Source organism: Brevibacillus sp. HB1.4B (assembly GCF_013284285.1).
Lineage (GTDB): Bacteria > Bacillota > Bacilli > Brevibacillales > Brevibacillaceae > Brevibacillus > Brevibacillus porteri.
The window spans coordinates 230,109-251,791 of record NZ_JABSUT010000003.1 but is presented as its reverse complement, the minus strand read 5'-3'; the positions used below and the strand labels follow the sequence as shown (position 1 = coordinate 251,791).

Below are 21,683 nucleotides of genomic sequence, written 5' to 3'. Positions count from 1 at the left end.
ACATGAATGCAAACTGGCACGCACACTATACACGCTGGAACGAGTGTGAATCCCTCGATCCAGAGCTTCGTCAGCAGTTAACCGCCATGCACACTGATAAAAAGCAGCTTGCGGATTGCTTCTCTGCCCCGATTGCATTTGGAACCGGAGGCATGCGCGGGGTCATGGAGCCCGGAATAAACCGCATCAACTTATACACGATTCGCAAAGCGAGTGCAGGGCTAGCTCTTTATTTGCTCGAAACATACCCGGATCTGTCCGTCAAAAAAGTCGTCATTGCCTATGACTCACGGAAACACTCACAATTGTTTGCCACAGAAACCGCCAAAGTTCTCGGTCAGTATGGGATTACTACATGTATATTCAATCAACTGACTCCTACCCCTCTGCTTTCCTTTGCTGTCCGCCACTTTTGCGCGTGTGCTGGCATTGTCATTACAGCAAGCCACAATCCTCCCGAATATAACGGCTACAAAATTTATGGCGCAGACGGGGGGCAAATTACGCTCGCGACAGCCGAACGACTGATGGAACATATCGTTGCAGCCGGAAATGAACTCGAAATCACCCCAGCCGATGAACAAGAGCTGTACAAAAATGGACTTCTCCACTACATTGACGATTCTCTCTTGCATGCGTATTTGGAAAAAGTAAAGCAATTGCGCGTCCACCCAGACTTATCTCCTGCGATCCGGGAGCAAGTGAAGATCGTCTTTACTCCCCTGCACGGAACGACGCATGACTCGATCACACGTGGATTGAAATTGTTCGGGTATAAACAAGTGAGTGTCGTTAAAGAGCAAGCTGTCCCCGATCCTAACTTTTCGACTGTAACCTCGCCTAATCCCGAAGAGCCTGAATCCTTTCGATTAGCGATTTCATACGCCAATCAGGTGGATGCCGACGTGATCATGGGGACGGACCCTGATGGAGATCGCCTCGGTGTGCTCGTCAAAAACCAGGCAGAAGACTACAGCGTCCTGACAGGGAATCAGCTGGGAGCCTTGCTTCTTCATTACCTGCTGGAAACCAAACAAAAAAAGGGGGAGCTCCCCTCTAACGGCATTGTATTGAAAACAATCGTCACCTCTGAAATGGGCAGAGCCATTGCGACAGACTTCGGTGTATCGACAGAAGATACTTTGACAGGCTTCAAATATATTGGCGAAAAAATCGAAGCCTACGAAAATAGTGGCGCGTACGTCTTCCAATTTGGTTACGAAGAAAGCTACGGATACTTAATCGGCGATTTTGTCCGGGATAAGGATGCCGTACAAACTGCTTTGTTGCTTGCTGACATGTGCGCGTATTACAAATCACAGCACAGAAGCCTCGATCATACACTGAATGACTTATTCATCCGTTACGGTTATTATGCGGAAGAGCTGATTTCTTTCACATGCAAAGGAGGAGATGGCATGCAAAAAATATCGGCAACGATGTCTTCCCTGCGCAGTCAGCCACCTTCCCAAATCGCCTCCCACCCCGTCATAGCCATCGAAGATTATGCCAGCGGAATCCGCACAGATTGCCAAACACGTACATCCACACCGCTCACCTTGCCTGCCTCAGATACGATCAAATACTTTTTCCACGATCATTCGTGGTTTTGTGTCAGACCCTCAGGTACGGAGCCCAAAATCAAAATTTATTTAGGGGTGAAAGGAACGAGTAAGCAGGATAGCCAAGAAAGGCTTTTCACCTTGAAACAAGCTGTCTTGCAGATGCTCGAATTCTAGTAACGACTAGATTTCCAAGTACGGACCGGATTGATGAGGATGTCCGCCCGCGACTGTTCCGTACCGAGGAGGATGATAAGCTTGTTCTGGTGTTCGTTCAGGAAAACCTGATTGGAGAAGCAAGTCCCGTCTTACAAAAAAAGCGTTGACGCCCTTTGAATCTGTCCCCACCAAGGCATACCCCAACCTGGTTCCCAAAATGGCCAAGGAACTCAAGCTGGCACCATAGTAGGTAGTGCCACCCCATTTAAAATCAGGCTGATAGGCAATCACCATTTTTTGTGGGGGTGGAAAAGCTGCATTGTACTCAATAACAACAAGCCGCGGTGTGTAAATAGAAAGAGCTTGCCATACCCAGTAATCATTGCCGTCAATGTCGATGGAGAGCAGATCAAATTCCTTTGGAACACCATTTTCTTCGAATAACCGAGAAATATTTTCTTTCGTGATCAACTCATTCTTGATGATGACCTGGGGATAGGCAGCATAATCAGCAGACATTTTATTGCAACTGTTCAGATCGCCTTCCATCGCCAATCCGCTCCATCCATGCTGCGTGACGAGTTTTTTTATCATGCATTCCGAGCCATCTCCAACTCCGAATTCTACACAATAGCGATTCGTAGCTCCGATTCGCGAAAATATTTCTTCAATGATGCCGTCTTCTCCATTTTGGGAATACACTCGTTTTTCATATTGGTTTAACACATCCATTCTTGCCATGCCTCCATTCACAACATCCCTCTTTACGTATCTTATTTATCTTTTTGCGGATACGATTGGTCATTCAATGAACAGGCTGCAAAACAGGCTATTTGCACGTCTCTCATACAAAATGTTCCACGTAAGAGGCGCCTGCCGTTTCAAGGCCCTCCTCGGGACATATATTAGGAGAAAGTTTACCAATAGGAGCCTATCAGACATTTTGTAAGACAGAGGAGATGTGTATCTTGAGTTTGCCCATCGTGTTTATTCACAGAACGGCTGAAGAGCATGTAGGATTATGCGTGCAACAGGCGAAATACAGCAATCCTTCCTCTCGTGTCATTCTTATTGGAAAGCCAGAAACCAAGCAACTTAGTACCGAAAATATAGAGCACTACCTGTTGAGTAAGTATTTCAAAAGCGCCCAAGCTTACTCTTTTGTTTACAAGCACTCCTCCCCCACCTCCTACGAATACAATCTGTTCTGCTTCCAACGCTGGTTTATTCTACGCGATTTTATGAGGAGTCAGGGTATCGATCGTTGCTGCTACCTAGACTCTGACGTGATGCTCTACACCGACATCAGCAAGCAAAACGAAAATGATTTCCACGATTTCACATTCGAGTTTACCTGGACAACAGTATGCGACTTGGATATACTCGATCAATTCTGCGAATACACCACCAAATTTTTCCGCGATCCTCTTCACTATGAGAACTTGCTTCACTTTGCAAAAGAAATCGGTGATGTTCCTATTTCAGATATGGTATTGTTTACTCTTTTTCACAATTACGCGCTTCGCCGTGGCGCTACGTACGGCTTGGTTGCAAACGGCTTTTTCGATCATAATCTCAATTGTCCGTTTGCCCCATCCTGTCCGCAAGCAAACAGCTTGGAAATGAAGAAACAGATCTATCAAAAGGACGGCATGCTCTTTTGCAAAATAGCAGAGACGAATAACTACCTCCCAGCTCATTCCTTGCATTTTCAAGGACATGCAAAAGGATATATCCCCTATTTTCGCTCACAAGACATCCCGAATACAGATGATTACATGTATTTCGACTATCCGACCTGCAAATGGGTGCGAGCCGAACCCTAATCCCAATAAAATTCCCTTTGGAAACGAGCTGTGCGCCGTGCCATTTTTCACGTTTTTCCATATTCATAATATGTTATGCTATTCATCCTTCGCTATGAGCATCATGGACAGGGGGGATTCGACTCATGAAGGCATTGATTACCGGAGTAACGGGATTTGCCGGCAGTCACTTGGCTGAATATCTACTGTCGCGGGGGGATGTGGATGTTTATGGCACATTCCGGTCCCTTACCAAAAAAGAGCAGCTGGGGCACCTGATGGACCGCGTGCATATGGAAAACTGTGAATTAAAAGATCCCCAATCTGTAAATGAACTCATCCAGAGAATAAAGCCTGATCTCCTTTTTCACCTAGCTGCCCAAAGCTTCGTCCCCACCTCGGTGTCGTCTCCTGCAGATACGATGGTGAACAATATTGTCCCACAGTTAAATTTGTTCGAGGCGGTACGCAACCATGCTGTTCCGTGCAAGATTCAAATCGCTTGCTCCAGTGAGGAATATGGTTTGGTCTATCCGGAGGAAATCCCTATCAAGGAGACCAATCCCCTCCGTCCCCTCAATCCATACGCAGTCAGTAAAATTGCCCAGGATTATCTCGGGTATCAATATCATCACAGTTACGGTCTGGCGATCATCCGTACCCGTACGTTCCATCATACAGGACCCAGAAGAGGCGAAAGCTATGTCACCTCCAATTTTGCCAAACAAATAGCCCAGATTGAGCTAGGCCTGCAAGAACCAAAAGTAAACGTCGGGAATCTCAGTGCGATTCGAGACTTCACAGATGTCCGTGATATTGTCAGGGCGTACTGGTTGGCGCTTACTCGTGGCGAACCAGGAGATGTATATAACATATCCGCTGGTACTCGCTATACCATCGAGGACATGTTGAAGACGTTGCTGGCGCTGACAGATGTGCAGGTGGAAATACATGTCGACACTGATCGACTAAGACCCTCCGATGTAGACATCGTATTGGGCGATTCCTCGCTGTTTCGAAAAAAGACTGGGTGGGAGCCCGAAATCTCTTTCCAGCAAACGATGGAAGATTTATTGAATTACTGGCGCTCTGTGCTACGCCAACATAACAGCTCTTGAAAACGCCGAGTGGATGTTTAGAAAAAATCAGGAGGAACCTCTATGTCCATGCAATCCCTTCCTCTCGTGAGTGTTATCACCCCTTCATACAACCAAGCAAAATTCATCAAACGAACAATTGATAGCGTACTGACGCAAGACTATCCCCATATTGAGCTTATCGTGGTTGATGGCGCCTCAACGGACGGTACAGTGGGCATCTTGCAGCAGTATAGCCATCTGCAAGACCGCTTCCGCTACGTTTCCGAACCAGATCGCGGCCAATCCCATGCCATCAATAAAGGATTACAAATGGCCCGTGGAGAGATCATCGGTTGGCTTAATTCAGATGATACGTATTTTCCCGGGGCGATTCGAAAGGCCGTCGCAGCCTTGCAGCAGCATCCCGAATGGGGAGTGGTTTACGGAAAAGGGCTCCACATTGATGAAAATGACAAAGTAAAGTATCCGTACATTTGGGTAGAGTTTGACCGAAAAAAATTGTTCAATTTCAACCTCATTTGCCAACCCGCTGCGTTCTTGCGCAAGCATGCCTTTGAAGCAGTTGGCGGTGTAAATGAGGAGCATGACTGGTGCATGGATTACGATCTGTGGAACCGGATCTCCCTGCATTATCCGATTGGGACGATACCAGAGTTTTTGGCCAATTCCCGCTTGTACAGCGCGTGTAAAACGTACGTTTATGAATTGGAGCCAGGCTTTTCCGAAATTTTGAAAACAAGCGTGAAGCATCATGGCACCATCTCGAATGAATGGCTCTATCACTATACGCAGAAGCATTACAATCAAGGAGCATTTTGGTTTCTCCACAAGCTCAAAGCGTATCATGCGTTCGGACCCTCTCCCCAAATCATTGCATCCAACCGCTACTCAGACGCATGGGCTCCCCAAAACCTGCGAATGACCATCGAAGCCAGCCATGGACCGATGCACGCTTTGCTTATCAAAGGAAGCAACCATAATACCGCCCCTCTCCTGCATTTCCATGTCATGAGGAATGGGAAACTCGTACACAAATTCCAAGTTACCCACGAGCGTTTTCAAGTCGTGATTCCCATTACCTCAGAGGGACAGCGATGTGAAGTGAGTATTTTTTGCAGCCAGCAGATCCTTCAGAGCCACCCCAACAATCCTAAAGTCAAACGATCTATCAGCTACCACCTAGAAGAAGTCCTCCCGCTTTCCTATGAGGAGTACCAATTTTATCAGGAATTCACCAAAGGCAAGGCCCAAATCGAACAATGGGTAAATCGCAGAGTCCCATCGCCTCGAACATGAATACGGACGAGAAAGGCAGGTTGACACGAATTGAATCTGGCGAAAAAACGGATTGTGGTTACTGGTGGATCAGGATTTCTAGGAAGCCACGTCGTTCATCAATTGCGCAAATTGGACTGTACGGACATCTTCATCCCTAGAAGCCATGAATACGATCTTCGCAAAGAACATGATGTGAACAAGATGTTGCAAGATTTCCGTCCCGATATCATTCTTCACTTGGCTGCCGTCGTCGGCGGAATCGGCGCGAATCAAAAAAATCCCGGAAAATACTTTTACGATAATTTGATCATGGGGACCCAGCTTATAGAGCAATCCCGGTTATTCGGTGTCGAAAAATTCGTAGCCATCGGAACCATTTGCTCCTATCCGAAGCATGCTCCTATACCGTTCCAGGAAGAAAATATATGGAATGGTTACCCTGAAGAAACCAATGCTCCGTATGGCTTAGCCAAGAAAATGATGCTGGTACAATCGCAAGCTTATCGCGAGCAATACGGGTTCAATTCCATTTATTTGCTCCCTGTCAATTTGTACGGTCCAGGCGACAACTTCGATTTGGAAACCTCTCACGTCATCCCTGCCATCATTCGAAAATGCGTGGACGCTATACGAAATGGTGAAAAGAAGATCGTGCTCTGGGGATCAGGGAGCGTGACGAGAGAGTTCATCTATGTCGAAGATGCGGCACAGGCGATTATTGCTGCTACACAGCGCTATGATCAATCGGAACCAGTCAATATCGGCTCCGGCCACGAAATTTCCATAAAAAATTTAGCCGAAATCATCAGGCAGCTAAGCGGCTTCCAAGGAGAGATCGAGTGGGATAAAACCAAGCCTGACGGACAACCGCGCCGCTTGCTGGATGTGACCAAAGCAAAAGAACGGTTCGGCTTCGTGGCACAAACTTCCTTACTCGCTGGCTTGGAAAAAACGATCGCTTGGTACATGGCACATCCTCACGTACAAGGGAGGATTCCTACATGAGAGTCGGAATCAATCTGATGTCAGTGATTCCTGGCAAAATCGGCGGGATGGAACAGTATGTCAGGAACTTGCTGGCCTACTCGATGAATGCTGGGGACGGCCATCAGTGGTTTCTTTTTTTATCGTCACACAATTTCCATACCTTTGAGGCGCAAAAGAATGTGCGCAAATTCATGATCCCCGACCACGGAAATGCACACGCGATGCTTCATTTCTGGATTAACTCCTTGCAGTTGAACTTGTGGTTTTGTCCGTTGCTTGTCTTGAATCCAACCGATGTCACAATCCCTTCTGTTATCAACATTCCTGATATCCAGCATGAGTATTACCCGGAGTTTTTCGATGCTCATTCCTTGCGCTGGCGAAAAGACAACTACCAATCGTCTGCACAGCGTTGCAGTGCCGTGCTGACTCTCTCGGAGTTTTCCAAACAAACGATCCTCCAAAAATTCGAGCTTCCTCCGCACAAAGTACATGCGATCCACCTGGATGCTTCGCGGGAATTTTCCTTGCCGCATAATGAGGCACTCAATCAACAGGTCATACAAAAGTATACGCTGCCCAGTGGCTACGGCTTTTTCCCTGCGAATACATGGCATCATAAAAATCACCTGAATGTATTCAAAGCACTCGTCACTTTGCGAGATAAACACAATATACGGATTCCCATGGTTTTCACTGGTTTTGCTCAAGAGGCTCATCAGAACGTCATGAATTACATCACGAATAACCAGCTGTGGAACCAAGTCAAATGGCTCCACTACGTACCACAGGAAGAGATGCCTTACTTGTATCGGAATGCCCAGTTCCTTTGCTTCCCTTCCCTTTTCGAAGGCTTTGGCATACCGCTAGTAGAGGCCATGAAGTCCAACATTCCAATCGTTTGCTCCAATGCAGGGAGCATTCCTGAAGTGGTAGGTGACGCTGCTCTCACCTTCGATCCGAATATTTCCGACGATATCGCGGTGAAACTCGCCCATCTTTATTTGTCACCTGACGCAAGAGCAGAGCTGGTTGCCAAAGGCATCCATCAAGCCAAGCACTTTTCGTGGGAGAAATGCGCGCGCGAAACGCTGGCTGTCTTTTCTTCCGTCGCACGCTAATGTCAATTGAAAGGAGGTCATCTTTGTATGTCACGCATGCAGCAAATTCGGGAGACGTGGAGGAAGGAGCGCCGAATCCCGTTTCCATTAACAGAACAAGAGACTTGGGATTTTTGGATATTGGAAGCACCGACAACCGATTTGAAAAAGTCGAAGATCAAACATATAGCAAAAACGATGGGCATACGCACCTTGATCGAGACAGGTACATTTAAGGGCGACATGTTGCAAGCGATGAAAAACCATTTTGATTTGCTCGTTTCCATCGAGCTGGATGAAGCCTTGTTTATAGCGGCAAAAGAGAGATTTTCAGGCGACAGCCACATCCATATCCTCCACGGTGACAGCGGAGTAGTATTGACCAACCTGATGCACTCTGTTACATCACCTTGCCTGTTTTGGCTGGACGGTCATTACATCCCCCGCTCAACTGAGGCAGCCAAAGGAGACCTAGACACCCCCATCTTGCATGAGCTGGCTGCCATTCTGCAGCATTATGTTCAAAATCACGTCATTTTGATTGATGATGCTCGTTGCTTTATTGGTCCCAATCCATTGTTGAACGATTATCCCACTATCCAAGAACTACGAGAATTCGTTCATTCTATTCGTCCCGACCTCTTATTCGTCGTAGGAAATGACATCATCATGATCTACAATCCACTTGAAGGAGCAACGAATTCGATGAAGAAAGTTGACTTTCACCTACCGTTTGACAATCAAACCTTTACCGTCTATGGGGACGGCTCCGATCAAAGCGTCCTGTACTTTATGGAGTATTACAATGGATACTATGAAGACTACGTTATCCTTCCTCTGAAAAAAATCGTACAACCTGACCATGTTTGCCTAGACATCGGTGCGAACATCGGTCCGATCTCACTCGCTCTGAGCTATCTTGCGCCCCAAGGCAAGGTGTACGCATTCGAACCCTCCGATGTCAATTATCCTTATCTCCTGCGAAACCTGTCCGAGAATCACATCACCAATGTCGAGCCACTCCAGCTCGGAATAGCAGACCGGAACGGGAACATCCATTTTAATGACGACCCGCGTGGAGGCGGATGGTCTTATATCCCGCATGAGCCAGAAGACGTGGAGAAATCCACCCAATTCATATCATGTGTCAGGCTGGATGACTGGGTAGAGCAGAATATGATATCGCGTCTCGACCTCATTAAAATTGACGTGGAAGGCTCGGAGGTCATCGTCTTGGAAAATGCCATGCGAACGCTTAAGCAGTGGGACCCGGATGTGATCATTGAATTCAACCCAGAGAGCATCAAGGAAAACTTCGGGAGACATCCACTCGTGCTATACACACTGCTGGAGAAATTGTTTTCCCATATCTATATGTTTAAGCGGGACAATACGGTGGTGAAGGTGAAGAACTACAACCATTTACTAGACGAAATGAAACCTTTCCACGCTGATCTGTTCTGCACGAACAAGACCTTCCTCGATTAAGGGCACACGAAAAAACATGGCTGCAGGCTCGCCATGTTTTTTGTTTCGCTGTTAGTTGAAATCGGCCATTACCTTTTTCAATCCATCTTCCAGCTTCACTTGATGATTCCACCCTAATGCTTGCAGTGGTCGATTATCCGCTTGTGAATGCATGATTTCCATATCTGTATAAGCAATCGAGCCGAACTTCAGAACCGTGCTTGATTTGGTTATCTGATGAACCAGTTCTACAAACTCGCGGATCGAAGTAGCAGTACCTGTCCCTACCTGGTATTCCGTAAAGCCTGCGGGTAGACGGGCAGCATGCGCCAACAGCACACGAAAGGCAGAAACAACATCATCCACATAAATAAAGTCCCTTGCTTGCTTTCCTTCTGTTAGCCTTAGTTCGGTCTGATTTTCGAGACAGCTTTTGATGACAGTCGAGACAAATTTATTCGTATTGTCAAAAGGACCATACAGATGCTCCAGCCTGACGTTTATGAATGGCAGGGAAGATGTATCTGCTAGGCATTTTCCCCATTCTCGAAACTGACGCTTCGTCAAATTGTATGGTTGTAGATGCTTGGATAATCGGACGGGCGCACTGGAAAACGTATCTGTATTCAGAAAAACAGGGGTGCCAAAGCGCATAGCCACATCCAGTAGTTTCAGCGGAAAGGTCACATTGGCATCTACCATCGTGGCATTGCTCTCGTTGTTGCGTCCATAACAGGTTGCCGTATGGATGATCGCATCGATTCTCTCCTGCTCGAGAAAAGGAGCTTCCCATTGACCGCAATCCGTATCATAGGTAATCAAATCAGGTAATATGTCCTGGATGCGCGAGCAATCGGAAGTGCTCCTTTTCAAAATGATGACGGTATGTCCGTCCAATCGCAGCGCTTTTACGAGCTGGCTTCCGAGAAAGCCTGTCGCGCCGGTCACAAGTATCTTCATTTGGGATCGCTCCCCTTCACCTGCTTTATACCCAGTTCAAGTCGATGTTGTGAATTCGTTTTTCTTGCATGACCCTCCGAAAGTGATCGGCTTTCGTTTTCAAGTCTTCGATCAGCCATTCATGATTTTCTACGACGATTTTTTCTATTTGCAGGTGTAAATTTTGCTCCACGATTTTTTCCAACAGTTCAAATTCTGCCCCCTCGATATCCATTTTGATCAATTTGACCGGACGATTGAGCATTTGGATAAACTGTGTCAAATCGATCACCTCTACCTCTACATACTTTTCGGGATTCGTAACTGGATGATTAGTCAGAAGAGAAGAGGCATAAGCAGACCCTGCCGGATCCGTATGGTAAAGATCATGCAAATGCAAGCGTAGCTTGTCGTTTTTATGCCAAACCGCTTTGTTTATACATATGACATTGGGATAGGATCCCACCCTTTTTTTTAATTCCTCAAATACGTATGGATTCGGTTCAAACGCAAAGACGAGGGCGCCTTTATCCGCCATTTTTTGAGAAATGAGCCCGTGATTTGCCCCACAATCGATCGTTATGTCCCCGTATCCGATTGGAGAAAAAACCTCTTCACTGTTCTCGTTTAATCCACCCACTCCTGCTTCCTCCTTCATATTCGGCTGGTTGCCCATGCTGCTTTTCCGGATTTCCACAGTTCTTCCAAGTAGTTTTTATCTCTGAGCGTATCCATTGGATGCCAAAAACCGGTATGCTTGAAAGCCATCAGTTGATTCGCCTTGGCCAAGCTCTCCAGCGGCTCTTTTTCCAATACCGTCTCATCACCCGCAATATAGTCAAGTACGCCCGGCTCCATGACAAAAAAACCAGCATTGATCCAGCCGCCGTCCCCCTTTGGCTTCTCTTGGAATCCTCTTACGGTGTTCCCATTGACAATATCCAATGCTCCGAATCGGCCTGGCGGTTGAGTCGTAGTGATCGTTGCGAGTTTTTTATGCGTGCGATGAAATTTTACCAACTGTTCAATATCAATGTCGGATAAGCCATCTCCATACGTCAGCATGAATGTTTCTTCTCCCACATACTTCTGTATCCGCTTCACCCTTCCACCTGTCCCTGTGTCTTTCCCCGTATCAATCAATGTGACTCGCCACGGCGCAGCATTATGGTTGTGAAAAGTGACCTGATTGTCGTTACGAAAATCAAACGTCACATCAGAATGGTGAAGGAAGTAGTGCGCGAAGTACTCCTTGATCATGAAGCCTTTGTATCCGAGACAGATGATGAAATCATGGAAACCGTACTTGGAATAAATGGACATGATATGACAAATGATGGGCCAATCACCGATCTCAATGAGCGGCTTCGGACGAAGATGCGTTTCTTCTCCAATGCGCGTGCCATACCCTCCTGCTAGGATGACGACTTTCATTGGTTGCCCTCCTTCCTCTGTTCTTCATTGGGTCCTATCTGTATACGCTGCGATTTGGGCCAAACAGATTTCCCTTACGTCTTGCTTTTGCTGATAAGCCTTATGCCAAAAAATGATACTGTCCAAGGTCTGCTCGAGTGACCAGGTGGGCTTCCAGCCTATTACACTTTTGGCTTTGGAACAGTCCAGCTTTAAATATTGGGCTTCGTGCCACTGTGGATCTGTTCGCTCTGCTTCAAAGCAGGCACCAGCTCCCCAACGCTCACACAACTGCTGGACGATCCACTCTACCGATTTGGCATCTTCCTCATTCGGACCAAAATTCCAGCTCTGGGCGTAATCCTTGCCATTTCCCCACATTTTTTCTGCGAGCATTAAATACCCCTTCAATGGCTCAAGGACGTGCTGCCACGGCCGAATCGCTTTTGGATTTCGGATGGTGATTTTTTCTCCCTTTATCAAGGCACTCAGGCAATCCGGTATCAAGCGATCAAGAGCCCAATCGCCGCCGCCGATTACATTGCCTGCTCGCGCTGAAGCAATGGCTACGCCATGCTGGTGATAACGATCGGGGTGAAAGAAAGCATTGCGATAGGAGGCAGTCACTTGCTCCGAACATGCTTTACTGTTGGAATACGGGTCATAGCCGCCCAACGCATCTTGCTCACGGTATCCCCACACCCACTCCCGGTTTTCATAAACCTTATCCGTCGTAACATTGATGATTGCTTTGATTTTCATACCGTTCTGCACAGCCACTCTCGCCGCTTCGAGTACATTCACCGTACCCATGACATTGATTTCGTAGGTTTCCGCCGGATATTGATACGATAGACGCACCAGCGGCTGAGCGGCCATGTGAATGATGATATCTGGGTTTGCTTGGTTGATCGCTTTTTGAACACTTTCCTTCGATCTGACATCATCAATGATCGAATCAACCAATGAGCTGATTTGGGCACACTGAAAAATACTCGGATTCGTCGGCGGCGACAGCGCATACCCTGTTACCTTCGCCCCTAAATGATGCAGCCATAAGCACAGCCATGACCCTTTGAACCCCGTATGACCTGTGATCAACACTTTTTTGTCTCGCCAAAACGCTGGATCAATCATCGTGATCACCGTGCTTCCCTAACTGCTCCAGGATCGCTGACCACGTCATTCCGAGTCGAACGATATCTTCTTCCACCAGCTGACTTCCCATCTGTACTTCGATGAATTCCAGCTCGGTCGTAGCTTTGATTGCATGTTTGGCTCCTACCGGGATTTGCAATACGTCACCTGGTCCAACCTGGCTCAGCTGATCATCCAAAATGAACTCGCCGCAGCCCTCTACGATGATCCATACTTCGCTACGATGGTGATGGTACTGATAGCTCAAATTTTTCCCGGCGTATACATGGATTCTTTTCGTTAATACTTCCACGTCGTCTTCATTCTTCTGTAAATGCATAACCTGATACCATCCCCAGCGCCGCTCTTCATACATTGGGCGCTTTGTCCAATTCAAAGCCAAATTTTTGACCATATGGCTTTGTTCCTTAGAAGAAACGAGGATGCCATCAGGACTGGCCGCCACGATCATATCCGATAAACCGATGGACACGATAGGTATGTCCAATTCGTTGATAACGTGTGTATTCGTGCAACTCTCATCGATCAAAACCTTACCGATTGCATTCCCGCTCATTTCTTCTGTGAGCGTATTCCACGTCCCTAAGTCCTTCCAGGCTCCGTCATACGGGAGAACGACTACTTTCTCTGCCTTTTCTACAATCTCATAGTCAAAGCTGATGGCAGGCATTTGGCTATATTGCTCAAGCATGCGGTTGTATTCAGTAGGCAATCCTTTTTGCTCCAATTCGCGAATCAGATAACCCAATCGAAAAGCAAAAATTCCACAATTCCATAGAGCCTTCTTTTCTACTAAATCCTGCGCTTGCTCAAGAGTCGGCTTTTCTTTGAAGCTTTTTACTTTTTGATAGGCATGAGGCCTTTCACCCTGACCCGACTCTGATTCCAGCTTTGGAACAATGTAACCGTATTTCGTAGATGGGTACGTAGGCTTCACTCCGATTAATGCGAGATTCGCACCTGATCTGAGTATGACGTTCTCCAGCTCCTTGATCCTGTCCATGAAGCGATCCTCAACGAATGGATCGACAGGCATGATGGCAATGACTTCATCCGGGTCCATTGTCAAAGCAGAGTACAAATAGGTCACCGCTAAAGCAATGGCAGGGAAGGTATCCCTTTTTTCCGGCTCCACGATCAAAGGAACGCCTTCTCCAAGTTGGCTTTGAAGCAAGTCAACATGCGAACGGCCTGTTGAAATATAAACAGGCTCCGACCAATTGCGGGAGGCTAGCTGCCTCCACACTCGTTGAACCATCGCCTCCGGTTGGGCATGCGCATTGCCTATCAACTTCAAGAACTGTTTGGACCTGACATCATTGGAGAGCGGCCACAGCCTTTTCCCTGAACCACCCGATAGTAATATCAGTTTCACCCAGGCCACCTCTATCCGTTTATCGTGTTGTATGCACCATCTTATGCGTTTGTCGCAGTCGATGCTCTATGATCCAATGAAAATGGTCAAATAACACGAGGGATGATAGAAGCCTATAAAAACTGAATCCATCGATTGGAAATATAATCGAAAATGTAAGAACCTGCTTGGGGGAGATAGGGAGCCGTAAAAAACTTCATATGGTGCTTCGTGTATCCTTGAAAATGAAGAGAAAACAACGGGACAAATTGACTCGTTGCCTTATCCTTGCAGCACAGGACACCATTTATCGAGTAAATTTTCTTAAAGCCATACAAGTTCTCCACCGAAGCAGACTGCTGAATATTGCCGTCAAAAAAGCCATCATGAAACAAGCCGTTCGTCATTTGGTAATCCTTAAATTGCGAAAGAAATAGCAAGGCCAGCACCATATCTGTAATTAAAGGTTGATTGAATCTGACATGTTCCTTTCTCTGCATCGTGTAATGAACGACTTTCGCGAATGTAATCGGATTGGCAAACTGAGACGTCATGAACTCGCAAAATTGTTCTAGCTTCTGCCTATCTAAGAAATTGGTCCATACGAATTCCATCATAAAGTTGTCAAAGCGCGGATGGTTTACGTCGGTAAACAGCATGACATCCGTATCGATATAACAGCATTTTGGAATCTGATGCTTTTTCATAAACGCCAACAAAATAAACCATCTTTGAAAACAAAATAGGTTGTATTCATAGGGCATGAAATGAATATGTTTATAGACTCTCGTCATTTCGATAGCGGCAGGCATGTAATCGTCTATTATCTCGTGAATGATGCCGTTCATAGCATACCTTCTGTTTCCCCCATTCCCTATCAGATAGACGGGCGAATGGGGATTGCTTCTTTTTGCTTGCTGCAAGCTGTATGTGAGATAATCATCGTCCCCGCGATGGATGATCACGATAGGCAAGGCCATACTTTTTCCGCCTCCTTTTTCTCCCCATACTTTATGTACGTGACAGACAACGAGAAACGGGCATATGCCTTTTTTCCAAAATCATGCATGTTGGCAAGCAACTTTAGACCTGAATAGGACGAAATTAATGCATTTATATCATTTCCCCCAGCACGGTCCGAACATATCGTATAGGGCAAGCACTCTGCAATGAAGGGGGACATGTCGATGGGAAGATTTTGGACAGATCAGGAAATTCTCGATGAGATCAGCAAACGGCGATGGTACCATAAGATCGCGCTGCGACCCGGTATTGTCACACCCGGGATTACGCTTCTGGAAGGTATATGGAATATGACGAGACAATCCAGAGAATACATCCAATATTCGGGGAAACGCGTCCTTGATCTCGCTAGTTTTGACGGAATGTGGGCGTTTGAAGCGGAGCAAAGAGGGGCAAGTCTTGTCGTGGCTACGGACTGTATGCAGCCGCTCTATTTGAATTTTGAGTTTTGCAAGAACATCCTACAAAGCAAAGTTTTGCCGCTGTACAATACCAGCCCATATAAATTATGGGAAGGGCTGCAAGTATTGCTGATGGACGATTTTATTGAACCCCTGCCGTTCCCACATCAAATTCGGCACAATCAATTTGATGTCGTCCAGCATCTTGGTCTGCTCTATCATCTGCGCGATCCGATGTGGACATTGTCACAATGCCGGAGCGTGATTAAACCAGGTGGGCACCTCTTGTTGGAAACTGCCTGTATTTTGGATACAACCCAATCGATCATGGTCTACAACGGAGCTCCTGGACAAATGAACCGGATTTATAAGGACGATACCACTTGGTGGCTGCCGTCCGTCCTTTGCATCGAGGAGATGCTCCGAGGCACACTGTTTGAAATCATTCCTGAATCGGTTCGGACCATCCCTTCCGGCAGAATCAACAATTACGATGCAGGTCGCATCAGCCTCGTGGCAAGAGCCATTTCTGGCAAAGAGATCGACCCTAACTGCCACGCGGAATTGCTCCGTATCTTCCGCAATCCAGGGATCGTTCCGGACTACCTGTAATCTCCGGGTAAATTGAAATCGGGTGCACAAGATCAACGATGCTTGTGTACCCGATTTTCCATTCTTTCATAGTCTGATGGTAGTGCATGCATTTTTTATGATGGAAAGATGGGAGTGAATCTCGTGTCCCACTCACAGCAACCATTAGTGAGTATCATTACCCCCTCTTACAACCAAGGCCGGTTTATTCGTGAGACCATAAATAGCATATTGACTCAGGACTATGTAAACCTTGAGCATATCGTGGTAGATGGAGGCTCGACTGACGATACCCTCTCCATCTTGCAAGAATATGCACAAAAAGATCCGCGCTTCCGTTTTATTTCCGAACCGGATCGCGGACAGTCTCATGCGCTTAACAAAGGCTTGGCATTGGCAAGAGGGGAAATCATCGGCTGGCTGAATTCAGACGACACCTATGTACCTGGCGCCATTATGAAGGCTGTTCACGCTTTTGCGAGTAACCCCGCCTGGGGAATGCTTCATGGCAATTGCCATGTGATGAACGAGTACGGTCAAGTATCCACCACCTATCCGTCAGAACAGGCTGATTCCAAGAAGTTGTATCAGAGCTGTGTGATTTGCCAGCCATCCGCTTTCATCAGAGCCCACGTCTTCAGGCACATGGGGGGCGTAGATGAAAAATTGCAATTTTGCATGGATTATGACCTGTGGATGCGCATCGCCAAATTTTACCCCATCGGTTATCTGCCTCACTATTTAGGAAACGCTCGAATCCACACAGCGTGCAAATCAGCTACCCAATGGCATTCCGTCGGCGTACCTGAAGTCTTACGATCTCTTGCAAAAAATTATTCGTCCATACCCAGCCATTGGATATCGTACGTTCCACAATACAAAGGCATGGGTGTACTCGACCTGTTGAGGCTCTACAAGTCCTTTCCATCCAATACAACCAGAATCACAAGCATGAATCGGGGGATGGACTTGTGGGCGCCTCCTGTCCTGCGCGCGATTGTTGAATCAGATCCTTCTGCACCGGCTCAAATGTTGTTAGTAAAGGGCAAAGTCCCTGGCTCCCCCGTAAAATTGCCGAAGCCCATTGTTTTGACTGCACTCGTGAATGGCGTAAATGTAAAAAGTTATACCGTTGATAAGCCCACCTTTGCCCTCGAAATTCCACTCGATCCGAATGCCCCGACGGTTCGTGTGGACATCGCGTCTTCCAGTATCGGTGTACCGAGCACTCCTCAAGTCCAGCAAAGAATCGTAGGAGGATACATGGCCGAAGAGATCATTCCTCTTTCGTATGACGAAGTGATCGTATACAAAATTTTTTCGAGGAGCTAACCTTTCAACTCGAATACAGCTTTGTCTCAATGACAGCCGCCGCTCCGGCTATGGCAAGCAGGAGCAACAACGGATAGGCGGCTGGCACATACATATACAACCCAACGATCAAAGCGCCCACCCAAATTCCCACGCACCAATGGCAGCTCAACAATCTGCCTATCCATTGGCGCACCCTCCCGCCTTTAAATTGAAAGTCCCGAACCATTTGCCCCGACTCATCGGGTACATATAACACCTGATAAAATGGGGTTCGCAGAAAAGACGTGATCTCATCAAAAACAATCAAATGCGTGAGACGAAAGCTTGCCAGCACGAGGATGATTAGGTCGATCCAAGAGAGGTCAAACATTCCACCTCCACCTCTTTCCAATATTTTGTGCTTTTCTCATTTGTTCCACATTTAGTACCATTGTGGTGCTACAAATCAGAGAAAGGCGTGATGTGATGAATCGCAACATAAAGAAAATGGCAACGATCCTTTCCCTGTCCGTCCTCGTTACTATGATCGGACAACCTGCATTTGCGAAAACAAGCTTTACCTCTTTGAAAAAAGGGATGAAAAACTCGCGCGTGCTTGAAGTGGAAAAGATGCTCGATGCACTTCATTACGACTACAAGCTGGTAGTGGACAAGACATACAACAGCTACACGGCTTCTAACGTCAAAGCATTTCAGAAAAAATACAAGCTGGCGCAAACCGGGATTGTAAACAAAACCACTTACGATAAACTGAAGAGCGTGTACCAAGCACGCAATCAAGAGAAGCCGATTACGCCGAGCACACCGTCCAAGCCTACTGAACCCACAGAATCCAATAATTACGTTACGCTGAAATTGGGTGCTAGTGGGGAAAGCGTGAAGGAATTGCAAACAATGCTCGCTGGACTCGGATACAAAGTAACTGCTTCGGGTTATTACGATGAATCTACTCGCTTTGCCGTCATGCTATTCCAGTCACGTAATAAGCAAACTTTGACCGGTGAAGCTGACGCCAAAACCTTTACAGCCATAAAAACACAATACAAGAACAATCCAGTACAGCCTAAACCAGATACGAAGCCGACCGTCCCAACAAATCCAACGACTCCCGTAACACCGAGCAAGCCTGAGCAACCACAAAACCCTGGTGTCGGCACACAAGTTCCTCTTCCCGCTGGTTTGACGGCTGAGGAAAAAGAAATGGTTCAACTCGTGAATCAAGAGCGCACCAGCCGTGGTCTCGCACCATATCAAGTGGACATGCAGTTGGTGAACGTTGCACGTGTAAAAGCTCAAGAGATGGTGAACAAAGCCTACTTTAGCCACACCTCTCCCACTTACGGCTCACCGTTTCAAATGATGGACACTTTTGGTATTCGCTATATAGCTGCTGCTGAAAATATTGCGCAAAACTACTCTGTAAGCAGCGCTCATCAAATGTTCATGAATTCCTCCGGGCACAAAGCCAATATCATGAGTCCGACATACGACTACGTAGCCATTGCTGTCGTGAATGGCGGTCCGCACGGGAAAACATTCGTGCAAATGTTCTTGAAAAAATAGAGGCGCGGAACGGAAAAGCCATCATTTCTACTGAAATGGTGGCTTTTCTTCCATATTAGAAAGACACAGCAATCCGGTTATTTGCCGAAAAGTGTACCGTCTGATCGTTGCACAGCACGACACCCTCAACGACGATTCCCTTCCCCGCTTCTTGTTTCATAAATGAAATCTGAAAGTTTTGGAAGGATTCCGTCGATTCCGGCGCAATGGTTACAGGTTGGATCGGCGCTATCCAGTATTCCCCTCTCTCCATCGCTTGGGCAAACCAATCGTCTTCCAAGTATCTCCATCCTTTTAAGCCCGATGTACCTTGCACGGCCATCGTCTCCACGAGCTTCGGTGGCAATACCTGCCCTCCCATTTTGATCGAATCGACAGGCGAGACACGCAGGCAAACGATTGGATTGTCCAGTTCAACGTTCCCCGTATTTTTCACCTGAAGCGTCCCAATCAACAGGTACGGCTTCTCAACTGATTCAGAGTGAATCAACGTGTAATCAAAATACACTTCTGCCGTTGTACGCAATTCAACCAGTTCAGGCACTTCTTCGACCGGATGAATGGTCACTACCTGTTCCAGGAGTTCTTCTTCTGCCAAGATCATCAGTTCTTCCCGTTCACTGTCTGACTCGCTGTTTGATTCGCTGTTTACTTCACTATTTGAGTCACTATTTGAGTCGCTGGCCTCAGCACTCGGCTGTTCACTTTCCTGAATCGTGATTGGTTCCTCTGCCAATGGCTTTTCATCTGCTCCCTGCTGACTTTCCTTATCAGAGGTAAAGAGCATCGTGGAATAAAACAGCTTTAAAATATTGGGAGGTAAAAACGCCATTGGTTGAATGTGTAATCCATTTTGGAAATACTCCAAAACCCCTGACGCTAAGTGTAGCGCAATTTTTTCCGCATAGATCTTACGCATGCTCACTTCCGTATAAAGCGGCAGCTGCAACTGGATGTGAACGATCGATGGTTGCTTTTGATTTTTGGTTACTTTATAGTGACACGGGATTCCTGACTGCTGCATTTCTGTACGTAGACACTTGACCAGATCTTGCCGCTTATCATCCTCCGACTGAAAGAAAATCAGTCTCGGTTTTTCCAGGACTCGCATTTCCTTCAAGCTGAAACGTATGGCGACATCCGTATTTTTCGCCAGAGACGGATTGTTTTGGCTTAAGACAACCTCCATCCCGCTATCAGAAAGAAATTTTTGAACGTTCCCCAATACCTCCCACTCGTAGGCGGTCCCTCCTGAAGAAGATATGCCTGTAAAAAGAACGCAAACTTTTCCTTTCAACCCCGAATCCAGGTCAACTCTTTTATTCGTCGAATCCCACTTCAATTGAAAGCCATTTTTCTTGCAAAATAAACGAAACGCTGGCAGAGCCGCGTACGGCATGGTCCCGCCACGTTGACCACTGTAATATACCTCAACATCCATTCCCATCTCTCCTCACGCACTTTCCTTCAGTCCGCGATATTGTATGAATGCCTAGTGTCCAAAGTGAACATTTTTGGCGATGACTGTTCCGAAGAAGCGCTTTGCGCATACGATGCTACAGAAAGGAGTGGTCATATGCCCACCTCACAAATGCCCCTAATCTCCATTATCATTCCTGTAAAAAATGAGGGGGACAATGTGCGTTCTACCATCACTTCCCTTTTGAATACAAGAACCACGTATCCATATGAAGTGATCGTAGTCGATGATGCCTCAACTGATAACGGTTGTCACTTTCTACAAGGCCACGGGCAAAATGAAAAAATAAAATTAATCACAACAGAAGGCATTGGTGCTGCTGCTGCACGAAACTTGGGCGTGAATCACGCACGCGGCAACTACTTCATTTTTTGCGATGCCCATCTGTCTTTTGAAAACTTTTGGATCGATCGCATGATGGAGCTCATCCTTACAAAAAAAGCAGATGGAGTTGCTCCGGGAATTGCCTCCATGACGGAGCCACATAAAATTGGTTATGGGCAAAATCTGAATCAAAAGCTTGAGATCAGCTGGTATCCAAAGCCAACAGGTCCGTCACCGGTTGCGATATTGCCAGGGGGATGCTTCTTGGTCACCAGAGAGGCTTTTATGAAAGTCGGGGGTTTTGACCGTGGTTTTCGCATATGGGGATTTGAAGATATCGAGTTTTCCATCAAAATGTGGCTCTTTGGATATACGTGTCTGGTCCAGCCATCCGTAAAAATTTTGCATTTGTTCAGGCAAGTTCACCCTTACACAATTGCACATGAGCACATTTATTACAATATGCTTCGCATGGCGTACAGCCATTTTAACGAGCAGCGGATTGAGGCAGCGAAAAAACTTGTACTCTACGCAAATGCGAGTGAAATTGCGGATGACGTGCTGACTTGCGGGGCTGCCGCTCAGCGTGTTCGATACACTGCCCAAAGAAAATTCGACGACAATTGGTTCTTTCAAAAATTTCAAATTCCATTCTGACAAGATAG

At 46.7% G+C, this 21,683-nt stretch carries 20 protein-coding genes; 11 read left to right on the top strand and 9 right to left on the bottom strand.

All coding sequences use genetic code 11. The annotated features are described in order from the left end of the window. The first annotated feature begins 2 nt into the window (after positions 1-2). Positions 3-1,739, top strand: a complete 1,737-nt coding sequence (locus tag HP398_RS09080) for a phospho-sugar mutase (protein WP_173622425.1) — start codon at positions 3-5, stop codon at positions 1,737-1,739. Positions 1,740-1,745: 6 nt separating this feature from the next. Here HP398_RS09080 and HP398_RS09075 read toward each other — a convergent pair whose 3' ends face one another. Next, the gene (locus HP398_RS09075) at positions 1,746-2,453 is read right to left on the bottom strand and encodes an FkbM family methyltransferase (RefSeq protein WP_017247462.1); all 708 of its coding nucleotides are present in this window, start codon (positions 2,451-2,453) and stop codon (positions 1,746-1,748) included. A 227-nt stretch (positions 2,454-2,680) separates the two neighbouring features. On the opposite strand from HP398_RS09075, the gene HP398_RS09070 reads away from it, so the two are divergent. The 6 genes from HP398_RS09070 (at position 2,681) to HP398_RS09045 (ending at position 9,479) form a co-directional block, all read left to right on the top strand. Then, on the top strand, positions 2,681-3,547 hold the full coding sequence (locus HP398_RS09070) for a hypothetical protein (protein WP_254475986.1): 867 nt from the start codon (positions 2,681-2,683) through the stop codon (positions 3,545-3,547). Positions 3,548-3,672: 125 nt separating this feature from the next. After that, entirely contained in the window at positions 3,673-4,644 is a 972-nt protein-coding gene (locus HP398_RS09065; RefSeq protein ID WP_017247460.1) for a GDP-mannose 4,6-dehydratase, read from the top strand. A gap of 42 nt (positions 4,645-4,686) precedes the next feature. Continuing rightward, positions 4,687-5,922 carry a glycosyltransferase family 2 protein gene (locus HP398_RS09060; protein ID WP_017247459.1) on the top strand — a complete coding sequence of 412 codons (1,236 nt, stop codon included), beginning with the start codon at positions 4,687-4,689 and terminating at the stop codon, positions 5,920-5,922. Between the two features lie 30 nt (positions 5,923-5,952). Continuing rightward, a complete protein-coding gene (locus tag HP398_RS09055; protein ID WP_173622423.1) occupies positions 5,953-6,909 on the top strand; it encodes a GDP-L-fucose synthase family protein in 957 nt (318 codons plus the stop codon). Beyond that, positions 6,906-8,012, top strand: coding sequence for a glycosyltransferase family 4 protein (locus HP398_RS09050; RefSeq protein WP_173622422.1), 1,107 nt, complete (start codon positions 6,906-6,908; stop codon positions 8,010-8,012). The genes HP398_RS09055 and HP398_RS09050 overlap by 4 nt, the downstream gene beginning before the upstream one ends. A 27-nt stretch (positions 8,013-8,039) precedes the next feature. Continuing rightward, a complete protein-coding gene (locus HP398_RS09045; RefSeq protein ID WP_173622421.1) occupies positions 8,040-9,479 on the top strand; it encodes an FkbM family methyltransferase in 1,440 nt (479 codons plus the stop codon). A 51-nt stretch (positions 9,480-9,530) separates the two neighbouring features. On the opposite strand, the gene HP398_RS09040 is transcribed toward HP398_RS09045, so the two are convergent. The 6 genes from HP398_RS09040 to HP398_RS09015 form a co-directional block, all read right to left on the bottom strand. Next, positions 9,531-10,418, bottom strand: a complete 888-nt coding sequence (locus tag HP398_RS09040; protein ID WP_173622420.1) for an NAD-dependent epimerase/dehydratase family protein — start codon at positions 10,416-10,418, stop codon at positions 9,531-9,533. A gap of 25 nt (positions 10,419-10,443) precedes the next feature. Then, positions 10,444-11,037 (bottom strand): FkbM family methyltransferase, encoded by a 594-nt coding sequence (locus tag HP398_RS09035; protein WP_017247454.1) that lies wholly within the window; start codon positions 11,035-11,037, stop codon positions 10,444-10,446. A 14-nt stretch (positions 11,038-11,051) separates the two neighbouring features. Further along, positions 11,052-11,831, bottom strand: a complete 780-nt coding sequence (gene rfbF, locus HP398_RS09030; protein WP_173622419.1) for a glucose-1-phosphate cytidylyltransferase — start codon at positions 11,829-11,831, stop codon at positions 11,052-11,054. 24 nt (positions 11,832-11,855) lie between these two features. Then, on the bottom strand, positions 11,856-12,947 hold the full coding sequence (gene rfbG / locus HP398_RS09025) for a CDP-glucose 4,6-dehydratase (RefSeq protein ID WP_173622540.1): 1,092 nt from the start codon (positions 12,945-12,947) through the stop codon (positions 11,856-11,858). After that, the gene (locus tag HP398_RS09020; protein WP_173622418.1) at positions 12,940-14,343 is read right to left on the bottom strand and encodes a sugar phosphate nucleotidyltransferase; all 1,404 of its coding nucleotides are present in this window, start codon (positions 14,341-14,343) and stop codon (positions 12,940-12,942) included. Before HP398_RS09020 ends, rfbG begins: the two co-directional genes overlap by 8 nt. Before the next feature lie 113 nt (positions 14,344-14,456). Next, a complete protein-coding gene (locus HP398_RS09015; protein WP_017247450.1) occupies positions 14,457-15,302 on the bottom strand; it encodes a hypothetical protein in 846 nt (281 codons plus the stop codon). A gap of 207 nt (positions 15,303-15,509) precedes the next feature. Here HP398_RS09015 and HP398_RS09010 point away from each other — a divergent pair, with 207 nt between their 5' ends. Further along, positions 15,510-16,358, top strand: a complete 849-nt coding sequence (locus HP398_RS09010; protein WP_106836735.1) for a DUF1698 domain-containing protein — start codon at positions 15,510-15,512, stop codon at positions 16,356-16,358. 123 nt (positions 16,359-16,481) lie between these two features. Next, positions 16,482-17,669, top strand: coding sequence for a glycosyltransferase family 2 protein (locus HP398_RS09005; RefSeq protein ID WP_017247448.1), 1,188 nt, complete (start codon positions 16,482-16,484; stop codon positions 17,667-17,669). A 4-nt stretch (positions 17,670-17,673) separates the two neighbouring features. On the opposite strand, the gene HP398_RS09000 is transcribed toward HP398_RS09005, so the two are convergent. Then, positions 17,674-18,021, bottom strand: a complete 348-nt coding sequence (locus tag HP398_RS09000) for a DUF1360 domain-containing protein (protein WP_017247447.1) — start codon at positions 18,019-18,021, stop codon at positions 17,674-17,676. 116 nt (positions 18,022-18,137) lie between these two features. Here HP398_RS09000 and HP398_RS08995 point away from each other — a divergent pair, with 116 nt between their 5' ends. Further along, on the top strand, positions 18,138-19,214 hold the full coding sequence (locus HP398_RS08995; RefSeq protein ID WP_254475984.1) for a peptidoglycan-binding protein: 1,077 nt from the start codon (positions 18,138-18,140) through the stop codon (positions 19,212-19,214). A gap of 55 nt (positions 19,215-19,269) precedes the next feature. Here HP398_RS08995 and HP398_RS08990 read toward each other — a convergent pair whose 3' ends face one another. Continuing rightward, positions 19,270-20,655: a hypothetical protein gene (locus HP398_RS08990; RefSeq protein ID WP_017247445.1), complete on the bottom strand. Its 1,386-nt coding sequence runs from the start codon at positions 20,653-20,655 to the stop codon at positions 19,270-19,272. A gap of 135 nt (positions 20,656-20,790) precedes the next feature. On the opposite strand from HP398_RS08990, the gene HP398_RS08985 reads away from it, so the two are divergent. Further along, complete coding sequence (locus HP398_RS08985) at positions 20,791-21,675, top strand: glycosyltransferase family 2 protein (RefSeq protein WP_017247444.1); 885 nt, start codon at positions 20,791-20,793, stop codon at positions 21,673-21,675. Positions 21,676-21,683: the final 8 nt, after the last annotated feature.